Source organism: Massilia timonae CCUG 45783, from assembly GCF_000315425.1.
Taxonomy (GTDB): domain Bacteria; phylum Pseudomonadota; class Gammaproteobacteria; order Burkholderiales; family Burkholderiaceae_D; genus Telluria; species Telluria timonae.
This window is the reverse complement of sequence record NZ_JH992922.1, coordinates 6,376-24,038: the sequence shown is the minus strand read 5'-3', so window position 1 is coordinate 24,038 and position 17,663 is coordinate 6,376. Positions and strand designations below refer to the sequence as shown.

Genomic DNA, 17,663 nt, shown 5'->3' with positions numbered 1-17,663 from the left:
GGGATGCCGATGGGAGACATGGTCGTCGTCCGCAAGGAGGGGCTGTACTGCGTGCCGGGGGATTTCTATATCGACCCGTGGCGGCCGGTGGCGCGCGCCGTCATCACGCACGCCCACGGCGACCACGCGCGCGTCGGCCACGGCCACTACCTGGCGGCGGCGCCCGGGATCGGTGTGCTCAAGTCGCGCCTGGGCGATATCTCGGTCGATGCGCTCGACTATGGCCAGAAAGTCACCCATAACGGCGTGACGATCTCGCTGCACCCGGCCGGCCATGTGCTTGGTTCCGCCCAGGTGCGCATGGAGTGCGGCGGCGAGGTCTGGGTGGCGTCGGGCGACTACAAGGTCGAACCGGACAAGACCTGCGCGCCGTTCGAGCCGGTGCGCTGCGACACCTTCATCACCGAATCGACCTTCGGCCTGCCGATCTACCGCTGGCAGCCGGAGCAGCAGGTGATGGACGAGATCAATGCCTGGTGGCGCAAGAACGCCGAGGAGGGCCGCTGCAGCGTGGTGTTCGCCTATTCCTTCGGCAAGGCGCAGCGCATCCTGGCCGGGCTCGATCCATCGATCGGTCCCATCGTCTGCCACGGCTCGGTCGAGCCGCTCAACCGCGCCTACCGCGCGGAAGGCGTCGAGATTCCGCCGACCGTGATGGTGAGCGACGTCGACAAGGCGGCGCTGCGGCGCGCGCTGGTGGTGGCGCCGCCGTCCGCCAGCGGCTCGCCGTGGATGAAGCGCTTCGGCGACTACAGCGATTCCTTCGCGAGCGGCTGGATGCTGCTGCGCGGCGCGCGGCGCCGGCGCGGCGTCGACCGTGGCTTCGTGCTGTCCGACCACGCCGACTGGCCAGGCCTGATGAGCGCCATCAAGTCGACCGAGGCCGAACGCGTGATCGTCACCCACGGCTCGATCCCGATCCTGGTGCGCTGGCTGTGCCAGAACGGGCTGGATGCGTCGGGCTTCGAAACCGAATATGGCGACGAGGAAGAGGACGACGCAGTGGAGAAGCCATCGCCGCCGGCAGCAGGAGCAGCCGATGCGTGAATTCGCCCGCCTGTACGCCGACCTCGACGAAACCACGTCGACCACCCGCAAGCTCGACGCGCTGCAGGGCTATTTCGCCAATGCCGCGCCCGAGAACGCGGCCTGGGCTGTCTACTTCCTGGCCGGCGGCAAACCGCGCCAGGCGGTGCCGACCAAGCTGCTGCGCCAGTTCGCGATCGAGTACGCGGGCCTGGACGAATGGCTGTTCGATGAGTCCTACCACGCGGTGGGCGATTTCGCCGAAACCATCGCCCACATCCTGCCGCCGCCGACTGAGCGTTCGGACGTCGGCCTGGCCGAGTGGATGGAGCAGCGCATCGGGCCCTTGCGCGGCGCCGATCCGGGCCGCATCCGCGAAGCGCTGTTCACCTACTGGAACGAGCTGGATTGGCGCGAGCGCTTCCTGCTGGTGAAACTGATCGGCGGGGGCTTCCGCGTCGGCGTCTCGAAGCTGCTGGTCACGCGCGCGCTGGCGGCGATCGCGGCGGTCGACAGCAAATTGATTGCCCAGCGCCTGATGGGCTGGACCGACGGCCGCGTGAAACCCATAGCGACAGGCTTCCTGCAACTGATCGCCGAACAGTCGGACGAGGAACACAAGCTACGCGGCGGCCAGCCGTATCCCTTCTTCCTGTCGCACCAACTGAATGGCGACCCGGCCACCCTGGGCGAGCTGGATGACTGGCTGGTGGAGTGGAAGTACGACGGCATCCGCGCGCAACTGGTGCGGCGCGACGGCCAGAGCTTTCTATGGTCGCGCGGCGAAGACCTGATCACCGAACGCTTTCCCGAGCTGGCGGCGGCGCGCCTGCCCGACGGGATGGTGCTCGACGGCGAGGTGCTGATCTGGCAGCCGGGGTGCGACATGCCGTCGCCCTTCGCCGACCTGCAGAAGCGCATCGGGCGCAAGACCTTGTCCGCCAAGTTGCTGGGTGAGCTGCCGGCCGTGCTGTGCTGCTACGACCTGCTGGAGCTCGACGGCGTCGACCTGCGCGGCCTGCCGCAGCACGAGCGGCGCGCGCTGCTCGAAGTGGAGGTGGCGAAGCTCGACCAGCCGCAGCTGCGCCTGTCGCCGCTGGTCCGCGCCGACAGCTGGGAAGCGCTGGCGACGCTGCGCGCCGGCTCGCGCGCGCGCGGCGTCGAAGGCATGATGCTCAAGAGCCGCACGGCCCACTATGGCGTCGGCCGCACCAAGGATGTCGGCACCTGGTGGAAGTGGAAGATCGACCCCTACGCCATCGACGCCGTGCTGCTGTACGCCCAGCCGGGCAGCGGCCGGCGCGCCTCGCTCTACACCGACTACACCTTCGCCGTGTGGGATGGCGAAGGCGCCGAGCGCAAGCTGGTGCCGTTCGCGAAAGCCTATTCGGGCCTGACCGACGCCGAGATCGCCCAGGTCGACAACACGATCCGGCGCACGACCATCGAGAAATTCGGCCCGGTGCGCTCGGTCAAGCCGACCATGGTGTTCGAGATCGGCTTCGAGGGCATTGCGCTGTCGCCGCGCCACAAGGCGGGGATCGCGGTGCGCTTTCCGCGCATCCTGCGCCGGCGTCTTGACAAGCCGGTGGAAGAAGCCGATACGCTCGACACGCTCAAGGGCTTGCTGGAGGCGGCCACCGCATGAGCCGTAACCCTGTCAGCGCCCGCATCGACGCCTGGTTGTCCAGCCGCGGCTGGACCGCCTTTCCCTTCCAGCGCGCGGTGTGGAAGGCCGCGCTGAAGGGCGAATCGGGCCTGCTGCATGCGAATACCGGCGCCGGCAAGACCTTCGCGGTCTGGTTCGCGGCGCTGCAACGCGCCGGGCTCGACACGGGAAGGGCCAGGGCGGGCTTGCGCGTGCTGTGGATCACGCCGATGCGCGCGCTGGCGGCCGATACCCAGCGCGCGCTGGAAGACTCCGCCGCCGAGCTGCTGCCCGAGTGGCGCATCGGCGCGCGCACCGGCGACACCAAGTCGGCCGAGCGGGCGCGCCAGACGCGCAGCATGCCGGCGGCCCTGGTGACGACGCCCGAGAGCCTGTCGCTCATGATCAGCAATGCCGCCGCCCATGAACAGTTCCGCCATCTCGACATGGTCATCGTCGACGAGTGGCATGAGCTGATGGGCAGCAAGCGCGGCGTGCAGGTGCAGCTGGCGCTGGCCAGGCTGCGGCGCTGGCGTCCCGAACTGCTGGTATGGGGCGTGTCGGCGACGATGGGCAATCTCGACCTCGCGCGCCAGGTGCTGCTGGGAGGCGAGGAAGGAGCGGACGCGGGTGTCCTGGTCGAAGGCGATACGCGCAAGAAGATCGTGGTCGACTGCCTGATCCCCGAGAACGTCTCGCGCTTTCCCTGGGGCGGCCACCTGGGCCTGCAGATGCTGCAACCGGTGATCGACGAGATCGAGGGGCACGAGGCGACGCTGGTGTTCACCAATACCCGCTCGCAGGCCGAGATCTGGTACCAGAACATCCTGGAGGCGCGGCCCGACTGGGCCGGCGTGATCGCGCTGCACCACGGCTCGCTCGACCGCGAGGTGCGCGAGTGGGTCGAGCTGGGCCTCAAGAACGGCATCCTGAAGGCGGTGATCTGCACCGCCAGCCTGGACCTGGGCGTGGATTTCCTGCCGGTCGAGCGCGTGCTGCAGATCGGCAGCGCCAAGGGCGTGGCGCGCCTGCTGCAGCGCGCCGGCCGCAGCGGCCATGCGCCGGGCCGGGTCTCGCGCGTGACCCTGGTGCCGACCAACAGCCTGGAATTGCTGGAGGCGGCCGGCGCGAAGAAGGCGGTGGCGGCGCGCCGCATCGAAGGCCGTTACGTGCCGAATAAACCGTTCGACGTGCTGGTGCAGCACCTGGTGACGGTGGCGCTGGGCGGCGGCTTTCGCTCCGCAGAGTTGTATGAAGAGGTGCGCCGGGCCTGGTCCTACCGCCACCTGACCGAGGAAGAATGGCAGTGGGCGCTCGACTTCGTCGCGCGCGGCGGCCAGAGCCTGACCGTGTATCCCGAATACCGCCGCGTGCTGCCGGACCACGAGGGCGTCTACCGCGTGCCCGACAGCGCCATCGGCCGCCGGCACCGGATGGGCATCGGCACCATCATGTCGGACGCCACGATCCAGGTAAAGTACATGAGCGGCGGGCGCATCGGCAGCGTGGAGGAATCCTTCATCTCGCGCCTCAAGCCCGGCGACCGCTTCCTGTTCGGCGGGCGCATCCTGGAATTCGTGCGCGTGCACGAGCTGACCGCCTTCGTGAAACGCGCCAGCGGCAGCCGCGGCGCCATCGCGCGCTGGCAGGGCGCCAAGATGCCGATGTCGAACGAGCTGGCCCACGCCGCGCTGGAAGAGCTGCGCCTGGCCGACGGGGGCGTGTTCGACGGCCCCGAGATGCGCGCCATCGAGCCGCTCATCGCCATCCAGCAGCGCTGGTCGGCGCTGCCCACGAGCGAGGTGCTGGTGCTCGAGTCGATGAAGAGCCGCGAGGGTTACCACCTGTTCGTGTATCCGTTCGCGGGCCGTTCGGTGCACATGGGCCTGGCGTCGCTGATCGCCTTTCGGGTCGGCCGCGCGCAGCCGATCACGTTCTCGATCGCCATCAACGACTACGGCTTCGAGCTGATGGCGCCCGAACCGGTCGACTGGGCGCGCATGTTCGACGCGCCGACCGGCGCCGGCGTGGACCTGTTCGATACGGCGCGCCTGCTGGAAGACGTGATCGACAGCCTGAACGCGACCCAGCTGTCGCAGCAGCGCTTTCGCGAGGTGGCGCGCATCGCCGGCCTGGTGTTCTCAGGCTATCCGGGCCAGCCGAAGTCGAACCGCCAGCTGCAGGCCTCGTCCTCGCTGTTCTTCGAGGTGTTTCGCAAGCACGATGCCGGCAACCTGCTGCTCACCCAGGCCGAGCGCGAGGTGATGGAGCAGGAACTCGAACTGACGCGCCTGCGCGACACGCTGGCCGAGCTGCACGCGCGAAGGATCGCCTATCGCGAGGTGAAGCGCGCGACGCCGTTCGGTTTCGCCCTGATGGTCGAGCGCTTCCGCGAAAAGGTCAGCACCGAGAAGCTCAATGACCGCGTGGCGCGCATGCTGCGCGAACTCGAGAAGGCGGCGGCATGAGCGGCGCGATGGTGCAGGTGGCCGGCGAATCGCTCCTGCTGTTGCCGGAGAAGGCGATCTATTGGCCGCGCGAACGGATGCTGATCATCGCCGACATCCACTTCGGCAAGGCGGCCGCCTTCCGTTCGCTCGGGGTGCCGGTGCCGCGCGGCACGACCTCGGAAAACCTGGCCGGCCTCGACGCCCTGGTGGCCACCCACGGCGCGCGCCAGGTGGCCTTCCTGGGCGACTTCTTGCATGCGCGCGCCGCGCACACCAGCTCGACCCAGCTGGCGATGCTGGCCTGGCGCCAGCGCCATCCGGATCTCGGCTTGATGCTGGTGCGCGGCAACCACGACCTGCATGCGGGCGACCCGGCGGCGGCGCTGGGAATCGCGCTGGTGGACGAGCCGCATGCGATCGGGCCGTTCGCCTTCTGCCACCATCCCGGCGTCGACGCGCCCGGCTATGGCCTGGCCGGCCACGTGCACCCGGTGTATGTGCTGGCGACCCGCTTCGATGCGCTGCGCCTGCCATGTTTCGTGGTCGGCGAGCAGGGACTGATCTTGCCGTCCTTCGGCGCGTTTACCGGCGGCCACGCGGTCAAGCCGGGGCCGGGCGACCGCATCTACGTGACGTCGGGCGATGCGGTCCACGCCGTGCGCTGAGGCTATTGGTTCGTAACCGTACGGACCTGGCTCTTTCGTACAGGTACTGTCTCCTGGAACTGAAGGCGGTGTAATGCCGTCTGCCAACCGAAGGAGATTGCCATGAAAAAACGCATCCTGATGTGTTCGCTGGTGGCTGCCCTGGCGCCGGCCGGCATGCTGCTGGCGACGAGCAGCACGGCCCTGGCGCAGACCGCGCCGCCCGGCCGCACCGTGACGCCCGCCATCGAAGGCTTCCACGTCGAGAAGGTCGCGCGCCTGGAGCAGGGCGCCGCCTTGCACTTCCATGTCTACGGCACCCGGAACGCATCGGTGAACGTGACCATCGATGGCGCCACCCGCGGCGTCCAGATGCAGGAAACCGATCCCGGCCAGTACAGCGGCAGCTATGTGATCGGCAACCACGACCGCTTCCAGCCGAACAGCCCGGTAACCGCCGAAATGCGGCTGGGCAGCCAGGTCGCCACCACCGTGCTGCGCGACGGCCTGGTGAGCGGCGCGGCGGCCTCGGCGCAGGCGCAAGAACCCGCGCGGCAACTGGCCTCGAAGGAGGCCGGCGTCGCCAGCGCGGCACCGGGCGCCGCGCCACCGCCACCGCCGCGCACGACCGAGCGTCCGCGCGTGGCGCGCTACTGCACCAGTTGCGCGGTCGTCGAGAAGGTCGAGATCGTACGTGAGGCAACCGGGGCAGCGCGGCCACTGGCCAGCGACGTGCAGGCCGCCCAGCGTTACAGGGTAACCGTTCGCTTCGACACCACGGAAGCGACGCAGGCGATCGAATACGACAACAACCCGGGCTACCGCAAGGGCGACCGGGTGCGTGTCAATGACGGGGTGCTGTCGCTCGACAAGGAGTAAGGCAGGCGGCAATGAAAATGCCCGCCTTGGCGGGCGGGCATCGTCGTTGGCTCGATGAGGGATAGTCAGACGGTGGCCAGCACCTGGTCGTCACCGGGCTGGTCGAGCTCGGCCTTCTGCTTGGCGCTGCCCTTGGTGCGCGAACGCGAGGGCGGCAGGCGGCGCAGCGTCTTGAGCGATTCGGCATCCTTGATGCCGATGGTGCGCTGGTCGACGGTGATCAGGCCGATTTCGTTGAAGGCCGACAGGGTGCGGCTGACGGTCTCGAGCGTGAGGCCGAGGTAGCTGCCGATCTCGTGGCGCGTCATGCGCAGGTTGAACAGCTTGCTGGAATAACCCATCGCGGCGAAGCGGTCGGCCAGCGAGACCAGGAAGCGGGCCACGCGCGCCTCGGCCGACAGGGCGCCGAGCATGCCGATCATGGTCTGCTCGCGCACGAGTTCGCGGCTCATCACGCCGTACATCATGTTCTCGAGCTCGCTGTGGACGCGACCCAGTGCGGTCAGTTTCTTGAACGGCAGCAGGATCAGGTCGCAGTCGGACAGCGCCACGGCCTCGGAGGCGTAGTGGCGCGTGTGGATGCCGTCGACGCCGAGCATATCGCCCTTCATGGGGAAGCTCAGCACCTGTTCGTTGCCGAATTCGTCGATCAGCACCGTCTTGAGGAAGCCCGAGTTGACGATGTACAGGGTGTCGAAGGCCTGGCCGATCGTGTGCACGCGCTGGCCCGTCTTGAACTGCACGTGCTGGAACAATAATTCTTCGGAGCTCACCGACACGCTGGCTGGAATACGGAGCAGGTCGCACACTTCTTTCAGGTTGGACCAGAGGCGACCCTGGCGCTGGCGTCCGGCTTCCATCGGGGAATGCAGGGTAGGCTGGGTAACGTTGCGTTGATCTGACGGTGGCTGGGACTGCATGCTCATCTCCGGTAAGGAACTCAGGTTTCACGCGACCCCGGCGGCACGGCAGCGTGCGGAAAGCGCGTCTGCCATGCCATGGTTTTATATGGCTGACGCCGTGACTTGGATCGCAAGCAAGTCGAAACGCTGAATTCAGTATGCCAACACGAGTCCGGCACGAATATCAGCGTTGCCTGAATATGTAGGTAGGACAGATGGTGCGGTTGTAGGAATACTCCTACTACCAGGAACGCCGCCCGAATGACGGAAGGTGGCACAACAGAAACAGATGGGGTGTGTCCGGGTGTCGGCGCCAGCCTGCGAAAAGAGGCGCGCGCCGCACGAAAACCACGCGCGGCGGTCAAAGGAAATCAGCGAGTCACGCCTTCAGTGGCGACAACAGGCGGTGTGCGACGGCATATTGCACCATTTCGGACAGCGAACTCATGCCCATTTTCTGCATGATGCGGGTCTTGTGGGTGCTGACGGTTTTCACCGACAGGTGCAGGCCGTTGGCGATCTCGGTAATCGACTTGCCGCTGACCAGCAGCGAGAATACCTCGAATTCGCGGTCCGACAACTGCTTGTGCAACAACTGTTCGCTTGGCGCCATGATGTTCAGCGCCAGTTGTTCGGCCACTTCGGTACTGATGTACGGGCGTCCCGAGGCGACCTTGCGGATCGCCCCCACCAGCTGCGTGCCGGCGCTTTCCTTGGTGAGATAGCCCTGGGCGCCGGCCCGGATCGCGCGCACCGCGTACTGCTCTTCTTCGTGCATGGTCAGGATCAGGATGGCCAGCTTGGGCGCTTCGCTGCGCACCTGCCGGATCAGGTCGACGCCGCTGCGGCCGGGCATGGACAGGTCGAGCAGCAGCAGGTCGAAACCGCCCTGGCGTACCAGCGACAAGACTTCGAAGCCATTGGTGGCTTCGCCCACGATGTCGACTTCCTCGGCGCCGTCCAGGATGCGCTTGAGGCCTTCGCGCATGATCGTGTGGTCATCGGCGATGACGATTCTTACCATTATCGTTTCCTCGAGCCTGAAGCGGTTTCCTACCCTGATCAGCAAAAAAACTATTGTAGCTGTAAATACAAGAGCGCGTGGGCGGCGGGGTCAGGAAGCCGCCGGCTCGGCGATCAGGCGGTGCACCAGCACCGGCTTGGTCGTATGCGACAACACCTTGTTGGTGACGCTGCCCAGCAGCAGCTGGTTCCAGCCGCTGCGGCCGTGCGAGCCCATGAAGATCAGGTCGCAGCCTTCCTGCTCGGCGACGTCGACGATCTTGAGCGCCGCCGAATCGGAAAACGCCGTCATGCATTGGTACTGGAGATTGGCGCCGGCGCAGGAGCGCGTGATCTTGCCCATGTATTCCTCGCCCATGCGCCGCATCTGGGCGATGTAATCCTCTTCGCTGGGATAGGAGGGCGGGATGATCTCGACGTAGACGGGGTACTGGTACTCGGGAGCGACGAACAGGGCCAGCACCTCGGCGCCCATCTGCTGCGCGAATTTGACGCCGGCGCAGGCGGTGTGCTGCGACACGGCCGAACCGTCGGTGGTGATCAGGATCTTGCGGTACATGATGTTTCCTCCTCCTTGCCACGCCCATTCTGACGACTCAGTGCAGGATGGCGATTTCTGAGACGCAAACAGTTGAGGTCTATCAAATGAACAAACACTGCTGCGCTGCGACGGGAAAACCGACCTACGATTACAAAATACAACACCATGCTTATGAAAAGCATCAGGAACACCCGGTTTTAATTGTCGCGGAATTAAGTTTCCCTGTCCATTTTGTTGCATTGCCTTCTCTGAGATTTACCTACGGCAACCACACTGCTACACTCGCTTCAATTACTCCACCGCACTTTTTACGGCCGAACCGGCCCGGTGGATGCAGCAGAACCCCCGGATTGCAGAGCTGATTGCACATTTATACATTATGGAGAAGCAGGGATTATGACCGACGCCGCTGACGATTTCGACGCACTATTCGAGGAAGTGGCGGCGCAGCGCACCAGCGCACCGCCCGGTCCTGCGGCCGAGCCGGCCCCAGCCGCGGCCAGCAATGACGAGGACGACCTGGAATCCCTGTTCGATCAGGTTTCCGCCACCGCCGCGCCGGCCGCCGCCGCCGTGGCCGCCACTGCCGCCGTCGCCACCGTGGCGCCGGCCGCTGCGCCAGCGACCGGCACCCATGCCGAAGATGGCCAGGAACACGGCATGTTCGAACGCCTGGGCGGCATCGTCCGCCTGCTGCACGACTCGCTGCGCGAGCTGGGCTACGACAAGGCGCTGACCGAGGCGTCGTCGCAGATCGTCGATGCCCAGGACCGGCTGGAATACGTCGCCACGCTGACCGAACAGGCCGCCAACAAGGTGCTCAACACCCTGGACGAGGGCATGCCGGCGCAAGACAAGCTGCAAAAGCAGGCCAAGGACATGGAAACCCGCTGGGCCGACCTGTTCGAGGGCAAGCTGAGCCTGGACGAATTCAAGGCCCTGGCCGGCGATTCGCGCCAGTTCGCCGCGCTCGTCAACGAAGCGACCGAAGCCGAGCGCGCGCGCCTGCTCGAGATCATGATGGCCCAGGACTTCCAGGACATCACCGGCCAGCTGATCAAGAAGGTGGTCAAGATCACGCAGACCGTCGAGAGCGAACTGGCCCAGCTGCTGCGCGACAATGCGCCTCCGGACATCAAGGAAAAGCTGGCCAAGAAGGAACAGCCAGCAGCTCCCGCGCCGCTGATGCAAGGCCCGTCGGTGCCCGAAGCGGCGCTGAACCAGGATAGTGTTGACGATCTTCTTGCCGATCTGGGATTCTAATGGACGATATGCTGAAGGATTTCGTCGTCGAGGCGATGGATCTGGCGGTAAACGTAGAAGAGCACCTGCTGCGCCTCGAACGCGACCCCGATAACAAGGAAACGCTGAACGCGGTGTTCCGGTCGTTCCACACGATCAAGGGCGGCGCTGGCTTCATGGGCCTGCCCGCGCTGGTCGCGGCCTGCCACCTGACCGAGAACCTGTTCGACGCGCTGCGCACCGGCGCCGCGCCGGTGACGCCGCTCGCGGTCGAGGCCGCGCTGCAGGCGTCGGGCTTCGTGGCCGACCAGCTGGGCGACCTGAACAACGGCACGCCGCCGGAAGGCCTGGCGCAGATGCCGGGCGACCTCGAACGCATCCTGATGGATGCGATCGAAGGCAAGGACAGCGCCCCGGCGGCTGCCGCGCCGGCGCCCGCAGCTGCGCCGGCGCCGGTCGTCGCGGTGGCGGCCGAGGTTGCCCAGGCCACTCCGGTTGCGCCCGCTGCCGCCGGCGAGGATGGCCTGGACTGGACCGGCATGTACAACGCCGTGGTCCCGGCCGCGAACGCGATCGATGCAAGCGCCGCAACCGCGGCTGTCCCTGCTGCCGCCCCCGCTGCTGCCGCGGTTGCCGTCGCCGCCCCGGTTGCCGCCCCTGCCGCTGCCGCGCCCGCCAAGAATTGGGACGGCGTCGAGCGCCGCACCGACACCAAGCCCGCCGCCGCCGCGCCGGCCAAGGACGAAAGCATCCGTATCGACGCGGTCAAGCTCGACGCGCTGCTCGAAGTGGCAGGCGAGTCGGTGCAGGCCGCCAACCAGGCCGCCGTGCTGCTGGAACGCCTGCAGCAGTTCAAGTTCGAAGGCCAGGCTGCCGTGCTGATCGCCACGCTCACCGAAACCCTGGAGCGCGCCTCGCGCTACTCGGCCGAGCTGCAGCGCGCCACGCTGGCGACCCGCATGCAGCCGGTGGGCCGCCTGTTCCAGAAATTCCCGCGCCTCGTGCGCGAGCTGGCGAAAGACCTGGGCAAGGACGTCGAGCTGACCATCGAAGGCGCCGAGACCGAAGTCGACCGCGTGGTGGTGGACAGCCTGTACGATCCGCTGGTGCACATGCTGCGTAACGCGCTCGACCACGGCGTCGAATCGCCCGAGGAACGCGTCGCCGCCGGCAAGCCGGCCAAGGCCTTCATCCTGCTGAAAGCCTGGCAAGAGGCCAACAGCGTCATGATCGTGCTGCAGGACGACGGCAAGGGCATGGATCCGGTCAAGCTGCGCAAGAAGGCGGTCGACAAGGGCCTGATCGGCGAGAACGGCGCCCAGAGCGACGAAGACGCCTACCAGCTCGTGTTCCTGCCGGGCTTCTCGACCAAGGAAGTGGCTTCCTCGGTGTCGGGCCGCGGCGTGGGCATGGACGTGGTCAAGACCGCGGTCGAGAAGAACCGCGGCGCGATCCGTATCGAATCCTCGCTGGGCAAGGGCACGCGCTTCGCGATCCGCCTGCCGATCGAGCTGTCGATCGTGCCGACCATGCTGGTGTCGACCTCGGGCGCGCAACTGGCGCTGCCGATGGCCGTCGTCGAGCGCGTGGTCGAGCTGCCGGACGATTTCGCCTGCGTCGGCGGCGCCCCGGTGCTGAAGGACCAGGGCCGCCCGCTGCCGGTGCGTTCGCTGGCGCTGGCGCTGGGCTACGAGGCCGCTTCCGAGAAGGTCGGCATCGTCATCAACGCGCCGCAGCCTTACATCCTGGCGATGGAAGCGGTGGACGGCACCGCCGACCTGGTGATCAAGCCGATGACCGCGCTGACGGTCGAAGGCATCACCGGCACCGCGCGCTCGGCCGAGGGCGAGCTGGTGCTGGTCGTTGGCCTGTCGTTCCTGATGGATGGCTGCCGCAGCAGCGTCAGGCTCGCAGCCTGAGGTAATTCGCAATATCGCGATCCGCGCCAAAAGCGCAGACAAAAGCCTGTGTCCTCGACACAGGCTTTTTTTATTTGCATCCAGCAAACCCCTTGCAAATATTATTTGCTGCGTGGTAAGGTCGTTGGCATAAACTGGCGCTGCCCCGCCTTGGTGCGGCACTGCACAACTATGGCATAATCGAAAACCGTCCCGCCTGTCGCACGATGGCGGGCCGCGCTTCACTTCACCGCAACACTGGATCGACCATGCAAAAAACGCTCTACGACAAACTCTGGGATTCCCATGTCGTGCGTGCCGACGCCGATGGCACCACAGTCCTCTATATCGACCGCCACCTGGTGCACGAAGTCACCAGCCCGCAAGCCTTCGACGGCCTGCGCGAGGCGGGGCGTGGACTATGGCGCGTGTCCGCGAACCTGGCCGTGGCCGACCACAACGTGCCGACCACCGACCGCGCCCAGGGCATCGCGGATCCGACCTCGCGCCTGCAGGTCGAGACGCTCGACGCCAACACCAAAGCGTTCGGCCTCACGTACTTCGACATGAACGACAAGCGCCAGGGCATCGTGCACGTGATCGGGCCGGAGCAGGGCGCGACCCTGCCGGGCATGACCGTCGTCTGCGGCGATTCGCATACCTCGACCCACGGCGCCTTCGGCTGCCTGGCGCACGGCATCGGCACCTCGGAAGTCGAGCACGTGCTGGCCACGCAGACCCTGCTGGCCAAGAAATCGAAATCGATGCTGGTCAAGGTCGAGGGCGAACTCAATCCCGGCGTGACCGCCAAGGACATCGTGCTGGCCGTGATCGGCAGGATCGGCACGGCCGGCGGCACCGGTTACGCCATCGAATTCGGCGGTTCGACCATCCGCGCGCTGTCGATGGAAGGCCGCATGACGGTCTGTAATATGGCGATCGAAGCGGGCGCGCGCGCCGGCATGGTGGCGGTCGACGACACCACGATCGCCTACGTCAAGGACCGTCCGTTCTCGCCCAAGGGCGAGCAGTGGAGCCAGGCCGTCGCCTACTGGCGCACCCTGCACACGGACGAGGGCGCGGTGTTCGACACCGTGGTCGAACTCGACGCCAAGGACATCCGGCCGCAGGTCACCTGGGGCACCTCGCCCGAGATGGTCACCGCGATCGACGGCCGCGTGCCCGATCCACAAAGTGAGCCCGACCCGGTGCGCCGCGGCGCCATCGAAAAGGCGCTGGCCTATATGGACCTGGCGCCGAACACACCGATCGACGCCATCGCGATCGACAAGGTATTCATCGGCTCGTGCACCAATTCGCGCATCGAAGACCTGCGCGCCGCCGCCGAGGTGGTGCGCGGCCGGCACCGCGCGCCGAACGTCAAGCTGGCCATGGTGGTGCCGGGTTCGGGCCTGGTCAAGGAGCAGGCCGAGCGCGAAGGGCTGGACCGCATCTTCGTCGATGCCGGCTTCGAATGGCGCGAGCCGGGCTGCTCGATGTGCCTGGCGATGAACGCCGACCGCCTGGAGCCGGGCGAGCGCTGCGCCTCGACCTCGAACCGCAACTTCGAAGGCCGCCAGGGCCAGGGCGGACGCACCCACCTGGTGTCGCCAGCGATGGCGGCGGCGGCGGGCATCGCCGGCCGCTTTGTCGACGTGCGCGCGCTCTGATGCGTTAACCGGACACGACCGTATATCAAGTAACAGGAAGATCATGAAAAAAGCACTCGCACTGTCCCTCATCACTGTTCTGCTGGCCGGCTGCAACACCATCTCGGGCATTGGCCGCGACGTGTCGAAAGTGGGCCAGGTCGTCACCAGCGCCGGCGGAAAGTAAGCGTTCAGATGGATAAATTCACCGTACACCAGGGCCTGGTGGCGCCGCTCGACCGCGCCAATGTCGATACCGACGCCATCATCCCGAAGCAGTTCCTGAAATCGATCCGCCGCACCGGCTTCGGCCCGAACCTGTTCGACGAGTGGCGCTACCTGGACCACGGCGAGCCGGGCCAGGATTGCAGCACGCGTCCGGTCAACCCGGACTTCGTGCTGAACCAGCCGCGCTACGCCGGCGCCTCGATCCTGCTGGCGCGCAAGAACTTCGGCTGCGGTTCCTCGCGCGAGCACGCGCCGTGGGCGCTGCAGCAGTATGGTTTCCGCGCCGTGGTCGCGCCGAGCTTCGCCGACATCTTCTTCAACAACTGCTTCAAGATCGGCCTGCTGCCGATCGCGCTCTCCGAAGAAGAAGTCGAGGCGCTGTTCCAGGCGGTGGAAAGCAATGAAGGTTTCCAGCTCGTGATCGACCTGGAGCAGCAGCTGATCGGCACCCAGGACGGCAGCCTGTCGTTCGCTTTCGCCATCGACGAGTTCCGTAAGTACTGCCTGCTCAACGGCCTGGACGACATCGGCCTGACCCTGCGCCATGCCGACGAGATCCGCGCCTTCGAGCAGCGCCACGTCGCGGCCCAGCCGTGGCTCGCCAACACCATCTGATAGAAAGCAGCTGAATGAAAATCGCGATCCTGCCGGGTGACGGCATCGGCCCGGAGATCACCGCGCAAGCAGTGAAGGTATTGAACGCCCTCGGCGAATCGTTCGAGATGGAAAGCGCGGAAGTCGGCGGCGCCGGCTATGCGGCCCACGGCCATCCGCTGCCGGAAGGCACCCTGAAGCTGGCGAAACAGGCCGATGCGGTGCTGTTCGGCGCCGTCGGCGACTACAAGTACGACACGCTCGAGCGCGCGCTGCGTCCGGAACAGGCCATCCTCGGCCTGCGCCGCGAGTTGAACCTGTTCGCCAACCTGCGTCCGGCGATCCTGTATCCGGAACTGGCCGGCGCCTCGACCCTGAAGCCCGAAGTCGTCTCTGGCCTCGACATCCTGATCATCCGCGAACTGACGGGCGACATTTATTTCGGCAAGCCGCGCGGCGTGCGCGAGTGCCCGGACGGTCCATTCAAGGGCCAGCGCGAAGGCTTCGACACCATGCGCTACGCCGAAGGCGAGATCCGCCGCATCGCCCACGTCGCCTTCCAGGCCGCCCGCAAGCGCGACAAGCGCGTGACCAGCGTCGACAAGGCCAATGTGCTGGAAACCTTCCAGTTCTGGCGCGACATCGTCACCGAGGTGCACCAGGAATACCAGGACGTCGCGCTCGAACACATGTATGTCGATAACGCGGCCATGCAGCTCGTTCGCGCCCCGAAAAAGTTCGATGTCATCGTTACTGGTAATATGTTCGGCGATATCCTGTCGGATGCCGCGGCGATGCTCACCGGTTCGATCGGCATGCTGCCGTCGGCCTCGCTCGACGCCAACAACAAGGGCCTGTACGAACCGTCGCACGGCTCGGCGCCCGACATCGCGGGGCAGGGCGTGGCCAATCCATTGGCGACGATCCTGTCGGCGGCGATGATGCTTCGCTTCTCGCTCGGCCTGCTCGACCAGGCGGACCGCATCGAGAACGCCGTCAAGCGCGTACTGGCACAAGGGCTGCGTACGCCGGATATTTTCGAAGCAGGTTCCACGAAAGTGGGCACCGAAGAGATGGGCAACGCGGTGGTCGCGGCGCTCGCATAACGTTTAGTTAACCCTGAAAGAAGATGATGAAATTAGTTGGTCTGGTAGGTTGGCGCGGCATGGTCGGCTCGGTCCTCATGCAGCGCATGCAAGAGGAAGGCGATTTCGACCACATCGAGCCGGTGTTCTTCACCACCTCGAATCCGGGCGGCGCCGCGCCGAAGATGGCGAAAAACGAAACCACCCTGAAAAGCGCGACCGACATTACTGAACTGTCGAAATGCGAGATCATCATCTCCTGCCAGGGTGGCGACTATACGAGCGAGGTGTTCCCGCAACTGCGCGCGGCCGGCTGGAACGGCTACTGGATCGACGCCGCGTCGACCTTGCGCATGAACGATGACGCCGTCATCGTGCTGGATCCGGTCAATCGCAGCGTGATCGACGCCGCGCTGGCGAAAGGCGTGAAAAACTACATCGGCGGCAACTGCACCGTGTCGTGCATGCTGATCGGCTTGGGCGGCCTGTTCGAGCAGGGCCTGGTCGAGTGGATGACCTCCATGACCTATCAGGCGGCATCGGGCGGCGGCGCCCAGCACATGCGCGAACTGCTGACCCAGTTCGGCACGATCAACAATTCGGTGAAGTCGCTGCTCGACGATCCGGCCTCGGCCATTCTCGAGATCGACCGCACCGTGCTGGCGACCCAGCATGGTCTCTCGGCCGACGAGACGAAGCAGTTCGGCGTGCCGCTGGCCGGCAACCTGATCCCGTGGATCGACAAGGACCTGGGCAACGGCCAGTCGAAAGAAGAGTGGAAGGCGGGCGCCGAGACCAACAAGATCCTGGGCCGCGGCGCGGGCTTCGACACCAAGGCAATCCCGGTCGACGGCCTGTGCGTGCGCATCGGCGCGATGCGCTGCCACTCGCAGGCATTGACCATCAAGCTCACCAAGGATGTGCCGCTGGACGAGATCAACGACATCATCGCGCAGCACAACGGGTGGGTGAAGGTAGTGCCGAACACCCGCGAAGCGTCGATGCGCGACCTGTCGCCGGCAGCCGTCACCGGCGGCCTGGGCATCCCGGTCGGCCGCCTGCGCAAGATGTCGATGGGCGACAACTACCTGTCGGCCTTCACGGTCGGCGACCAGCTGCTGTGGGGCGCCGCCGAACCGCTGCGCCGCATGCTGCGCATCGTGCTCGAGCGATAATCTTTCCTGTTGCCTTGATGGCAACTGACATGCAATCCGAGTATCGAATGCCCCGCTAGCGGGGCATTTGTTTTACAGAAGGCGCATACTCCGGTCGTCCGGGTGCGTCGAGACCTTGCGTGCTCCAGAGCATGATGTTATGTTGAGACTCCGGGAAACCGCCTTTCCCTCGGCCAACTCATTCCGCTGCTAACTATGCATTCTTCGCACCAATCTCCGCTCGTGGCAACCGCGCTGAAATCGATCACCGCCGCCGTCGCCAGTGCAGTGTTCCTGACTTCCGCCGCCAACGCAGCCGGGCTGGGGAAATTGACGGTGCTGTCGGCGCTTGGCCAGCCGCTGCGCGCCGAGATCGAGCTGACGGCCGGCGCCGGCGAAGACCCGGCAAGCATGGCGGTCAAGCTGGCTTCGCCCGAAGCCTTCCGCGCCGCGAACATCGAATTCAACCCGGCCCTGCTGTCGCTGCGCTTCGCGGTCGAAGAGCGCGGCGGACGCCAGGTGATCCGGGTCAGCTCGACCCAGCCGCTCAACGAGCCCTTCGTCGACATGCTGCTGGAGCTGACCTGGAATAACGGCCGCCTGGTGCGCGAATACACCTTCCTGCTCGACCCGGCCGAGCTGCGCACGACCCAGCCGGCCCAGGTGGCGGCGGCGCCGCAGAGCCGGCCCGCCGCGCCGC

General features: G+C 66.2%; 16 protein-coding genes. 13 read left to right on the top strand and 3 right to left on the bottom strand.

Annotation, left to right across the window (positions count from 1 at the left end; translation table 11 throughout):
* Positions 1-9 precede the first annotated feature (9 nt).
* From HMPREF9710_RS00100 to HMPREF9710_RS00080, 5 genes are all read left to right on the top strand, one after another.
* Positions 10-1,047 (top strand): ligase-associated DNA damage response exonuclease, encoded by a 1,038-nt coding sequence (locus HMPREF9710_RS00100; RefSeq protein WP_040775306.1) that lies wholly within the window; start codon positions 10-12, stop codon positions 1,045-1,047.
* Complete coding sequence (locus tag HMPREF9710_RS00095) at positions 1,040-2,674, top strand: ATP-dependent DNA ligase (protein ID WP_005662707.1); 1,635 nt, start codon at positions 1,040-1,042, stop codon at positions 2,672-2,674. The genes HMPREF9710_RS00100 and HMPREF9710_RS00095 overlap by 8 nt, the downstream gene beginning before the upstream one ends.
* Complete coding sequence (locus tag HMPREF9710_RS00090; protein ID WP_005662706.1) at positions 2,671-5,142, top strand: ligase-associated DNA damage response DEXH box helicase; 2,472 nt, start codon at positions 2,671-2,673, stop codon at positions 5,140-5,142. Before HMPREF9710_RS00095 ends, HMPREF9710_RS00090 begins: the two co-directional genes overlap by 4 nt.
* Complete coding sequence (gene pdeM / locus HMPREF9710_RS00085; protein WP_005662705.1) at positions 5,139-5,789, top strand: ligase-associated DNA damage response endonuclease PdeM; 651 nt, start codon at positions 5,139-5,141, stop codon at positions 5,787-5,789. Before HMPREF9710_RS00090 ends, pdeM begins: the two co-directional genes overlap by 4 nt.
* Positions 5,790-5,891: 102 nt before the next feature.
* Positions 5,892-6,647 (top strand): hypothetical protein, encoded by a 756-nt coding sequence (locus tag HMPREF9710_RS00080; protein ID WP_005662704.1) that lies wholly within the window; start codon positions 5,892-5,894, stop codon positions 6,645-6,647.
* Between the two features lie 65 nt (positions 6,648-6,712).
* On the opposite strand, the gene HMPREF9710_RS00075 is transcribed toward HMPREF9710_RS00080, so the two are convergent.
* The 3 genes from HMPREF9710_RS00075 to HMPREF9710_RS00065 all read right to left on the bottom strand — a co-directional run bounded on the left by HMPREF9710_RS00075 (position 6,713) and on the right by HMPREF9710_RS00065 (position 9,131).
* Entirely contained in the window at positions 6,713-7,507 is a 795-nt protein-coding gene (locus tag HMPREF9710_RS00075) for a Crp/Fnr family transcriptional regulator (protein WP_040774805.1), read from the bottom strand.
* 421 nt (positions 7,508-7,928) lie between these two features.
* Complete coding sequence (locus HMPREF9710_RS00070) at positions 7,929-8,573, bottom strand: response regulator (protein WP_005662702.1); 645 nt, start codon at positions 8,571-8,573, stop codon at positions 7,929-7,931.
* A gap of 90 nt (positions 8,574-8,663) precedes the next feature.
* Complete coding sequence (locus HMPREF9710_RS00065; RefSeq protein ID WP_005662701.1) at positions 8,664-9,131, bottom strand: universal stress protein; 468 nt, start codon at positions 9,129-9,131, stop codon at positions 8,664-8,666.
* Positions 9,132-9,509: 378 nt separating this feature from the next.
* Between HMPREF9710_RS00065 and HMPREF9710_RS00060 the strand changes: the two genes are divergently transcribed.
* The 8 genes from HMPREF9710_RS00060 to HMPREF9710_RS00030 form a co-directional block, all read left to right on the top strand.
* Positions 9,510-10,376: a protein phosphatase CheZ gene (locus HMPREF9710_RS00060; RefSeq protein WP_005662700.1), complete on the top strand. Its 867-nt coding sequence runs from the start codon at positions 9,510-9,512 to the stop codon at positions 10,374-10,376.
* Positions 10,376-12,274, top strand: coding sequence for a chemotaxis protein CheA (locus HMPREF9710_RS00055; RefSeq protein WP_005662699.1), 1,899 nt, complete (start codon positions 10,376-10,378; stop codon positions 12,272-12,274). Before HMPREF9710_RS00060 ends, HMPREF9710_RS00055 begins: the two co-directional genes overlap by 1 nt.
* Positions 12,275-12,522: 248 nt before the next feature.
* Positions 12,523-13,923 (top strand): 3-isopropylmalate dehydratase large subunit, encoded by a 1,401-nt coding sequence (gene leuC, locus HMPREF9710_RS00050; RefSeq protein WP_005662698.1) that lies wholly within the window; start codon positions 12,523-12,525, stop codon positions 13,921-13,923.
* A gap of 43 nt (positions 13,924-13,966) precedes the next feature.
* A complete protein-coding gene (locus HMPREF9710_RS26835) occupies positions 13,967-14,089 on the top strand; it encodes an entericidin A/B family lipoprotein (RefSeq protein WP_005662697.1) in 123 nt (40 codons plus the stop codon).
* Between the two features lie 8 nt (positions 14,090-14,097).
* Positions 14,098-14,745: a 3-isopropylmalate dehydratase small subunit gene (gene leuD, locus HMPREF9710_RS00045; RefSeq protein ID WP_005662696.1), complete on the top strand. Its 648-nt coding sequence runs from the start codon at positions 14,098-14,100 to the stop codon at positions 14,743-14,745.
* Between the two features lie 14 nt (positions 14,746-14,759).
* On the top strand, positions 14,760-15,830 hold the full coding sequence (gene leuB / locus HMPREF9710_RS00040; RefSeq protein WP_005662695.1) for a 3-isopropylmalate dehydrogenase: 1,071 nt from the start codon (positions 14,760-14,762) through the stop codon (positions 15,828-15,830).
* Positions 15,831-15,856: 26 nt separating this feature from the next.
* The gene (asd, locus tag HMPREF9710_RS00035; RefSeq protein ID WP_081589881.1) at positions 15,857-16,984 is read left to right on the top strand and encodes an aspartate-semialdehyde dehydrogenase; all 1,128 of its coding nucleotides are present in this window, start codon (positions 15,857-15,859) and stop codon (positions 16,982-16,984) included.
* A gap of 222 nt (positions 16,985-17,206) precedes the next feature.
* Positions 17,207-17,663 (top strand): type IV pilus assembly protein FimV (locus HMPREF9710_RS00030; RefSeq protein ID WP_040774802.1); only part of this gene is annotated, 457 nt, incomplete at its 3' end.

What these genes read in the sequence shown, in the direction of transcription:
- leuD (WP_005662696.1), top strand. Translation starts at nt 14,098, where the DNA reads ATGGATAAATTCACCGTACACCAGGGCCTGGTGGCGCCGCTCGACCGC.
- HMPREF9710_RS00090 (WP_005662706.1), top strand. Translation starts at nt 2,671, where the DNA reads ATGAGCCGTAACCCTGTCAGCGCCCGCATCGACGCCTGGTTGTCCAGC.
- pdeM (WP_005662705.1), top strand. Translation starts at nt 5,139, where the DNA reads ATGAGCGGCGCGATGGTGCAGGTGGCCGGCGAATCGCTCCTGCTGTTG.
- HMPREF9710_RS00095 (WP_005662707.1), top strand. Translation starts at nt 1,040, where the DNA reads ATGCGTGAATTCGCCCGCCTGTACGCCGACCTCGACGAAACCACGTCG.
- HMPREF9710_RS00070 (WP_005662702.1), bottom strand. Translation starts at nt 8,573, where the DNA reads ATGGTAAGAATCGTCATCGCCGATGACCACACGATCATGCGCGAAGGC.
- HMPREF9710_RS00080 (WP_005662704.1), top strand. Translation starts at nt 5,892, where the DNA reads ATGAAAAAACGCATCCTGATGTGTTCGCTGGTGGCTGCCCTGGCGCCG.
- leuB (WP_005662695.1), top strand. Translation starts at nt 14,760, where the DNA reads ATGAAAATCGCGATCCTGCCGGGTGACGGCATCGGCCCGGAGATCACC.
- HMPREF9710_RS00075 (WP_040774805.1), bottom strand. Translation starts at nt 7,507, where the DNA reads ATGGAAGCCGGACGCCAGCGCCAGGGTCGCCTCTGGTCCAACCTGAAA.
- HMPREF9710_RS00055 (WP_005662699.1), top strand. Translation starts at nt 10,376, where the DNA reads ATGGACGATATGCTGAAGGATTTCGTCGTCGAGGCGATGGATCTGGCG.
- HMPREF9710_RS00100 (WP_040775306.1), top strand. Translation starts at nt 10, where the DNA reads ATGGGAGACATGGTCGTCGTCCGCAAGGAGGGGCTGTACTGCGTGCCG.
- HMPREF9710_RS00060 (WP_005662700.1), top strand. Translation starts at nt 9,510, where the DNA reads ATGACCGACGCCGCTGACGATTTCGACGCACTATTCGAGGAAGTGGCG.
- HMPREF9710_RS26835 (WP_005662697.1), top strand. Translation starts at nt 13,967, where the DNA reads ATGAAAAAAGCACTCGCACTGTCCCTCATCACTGTTCTGCTGGCCGGC.
- HMPREF9710_RS00065 (WP_005662701.1), bottom strand. Translation starts at nt 9,131, where the DNA reads ATGTACCGCAAGATCCTGATCACCACCGACGGTTCGGCCGTGTCGCAG.
- asd (WP_081589881.1), top strand. Translation starts at nt 15,857, where the DNA reads ATGAAATTAGTTGGTCTGGTAGGTTGGCGCGGCATGGTCGGCTCGGTC.
- leuC (WP_005662698.1), top strand. Translation starts at nt 12,523, where the DNA reads ATGCAAAAAACGCTCTACGACAAACTCTGGGATTCCCATGTCGTGCGT.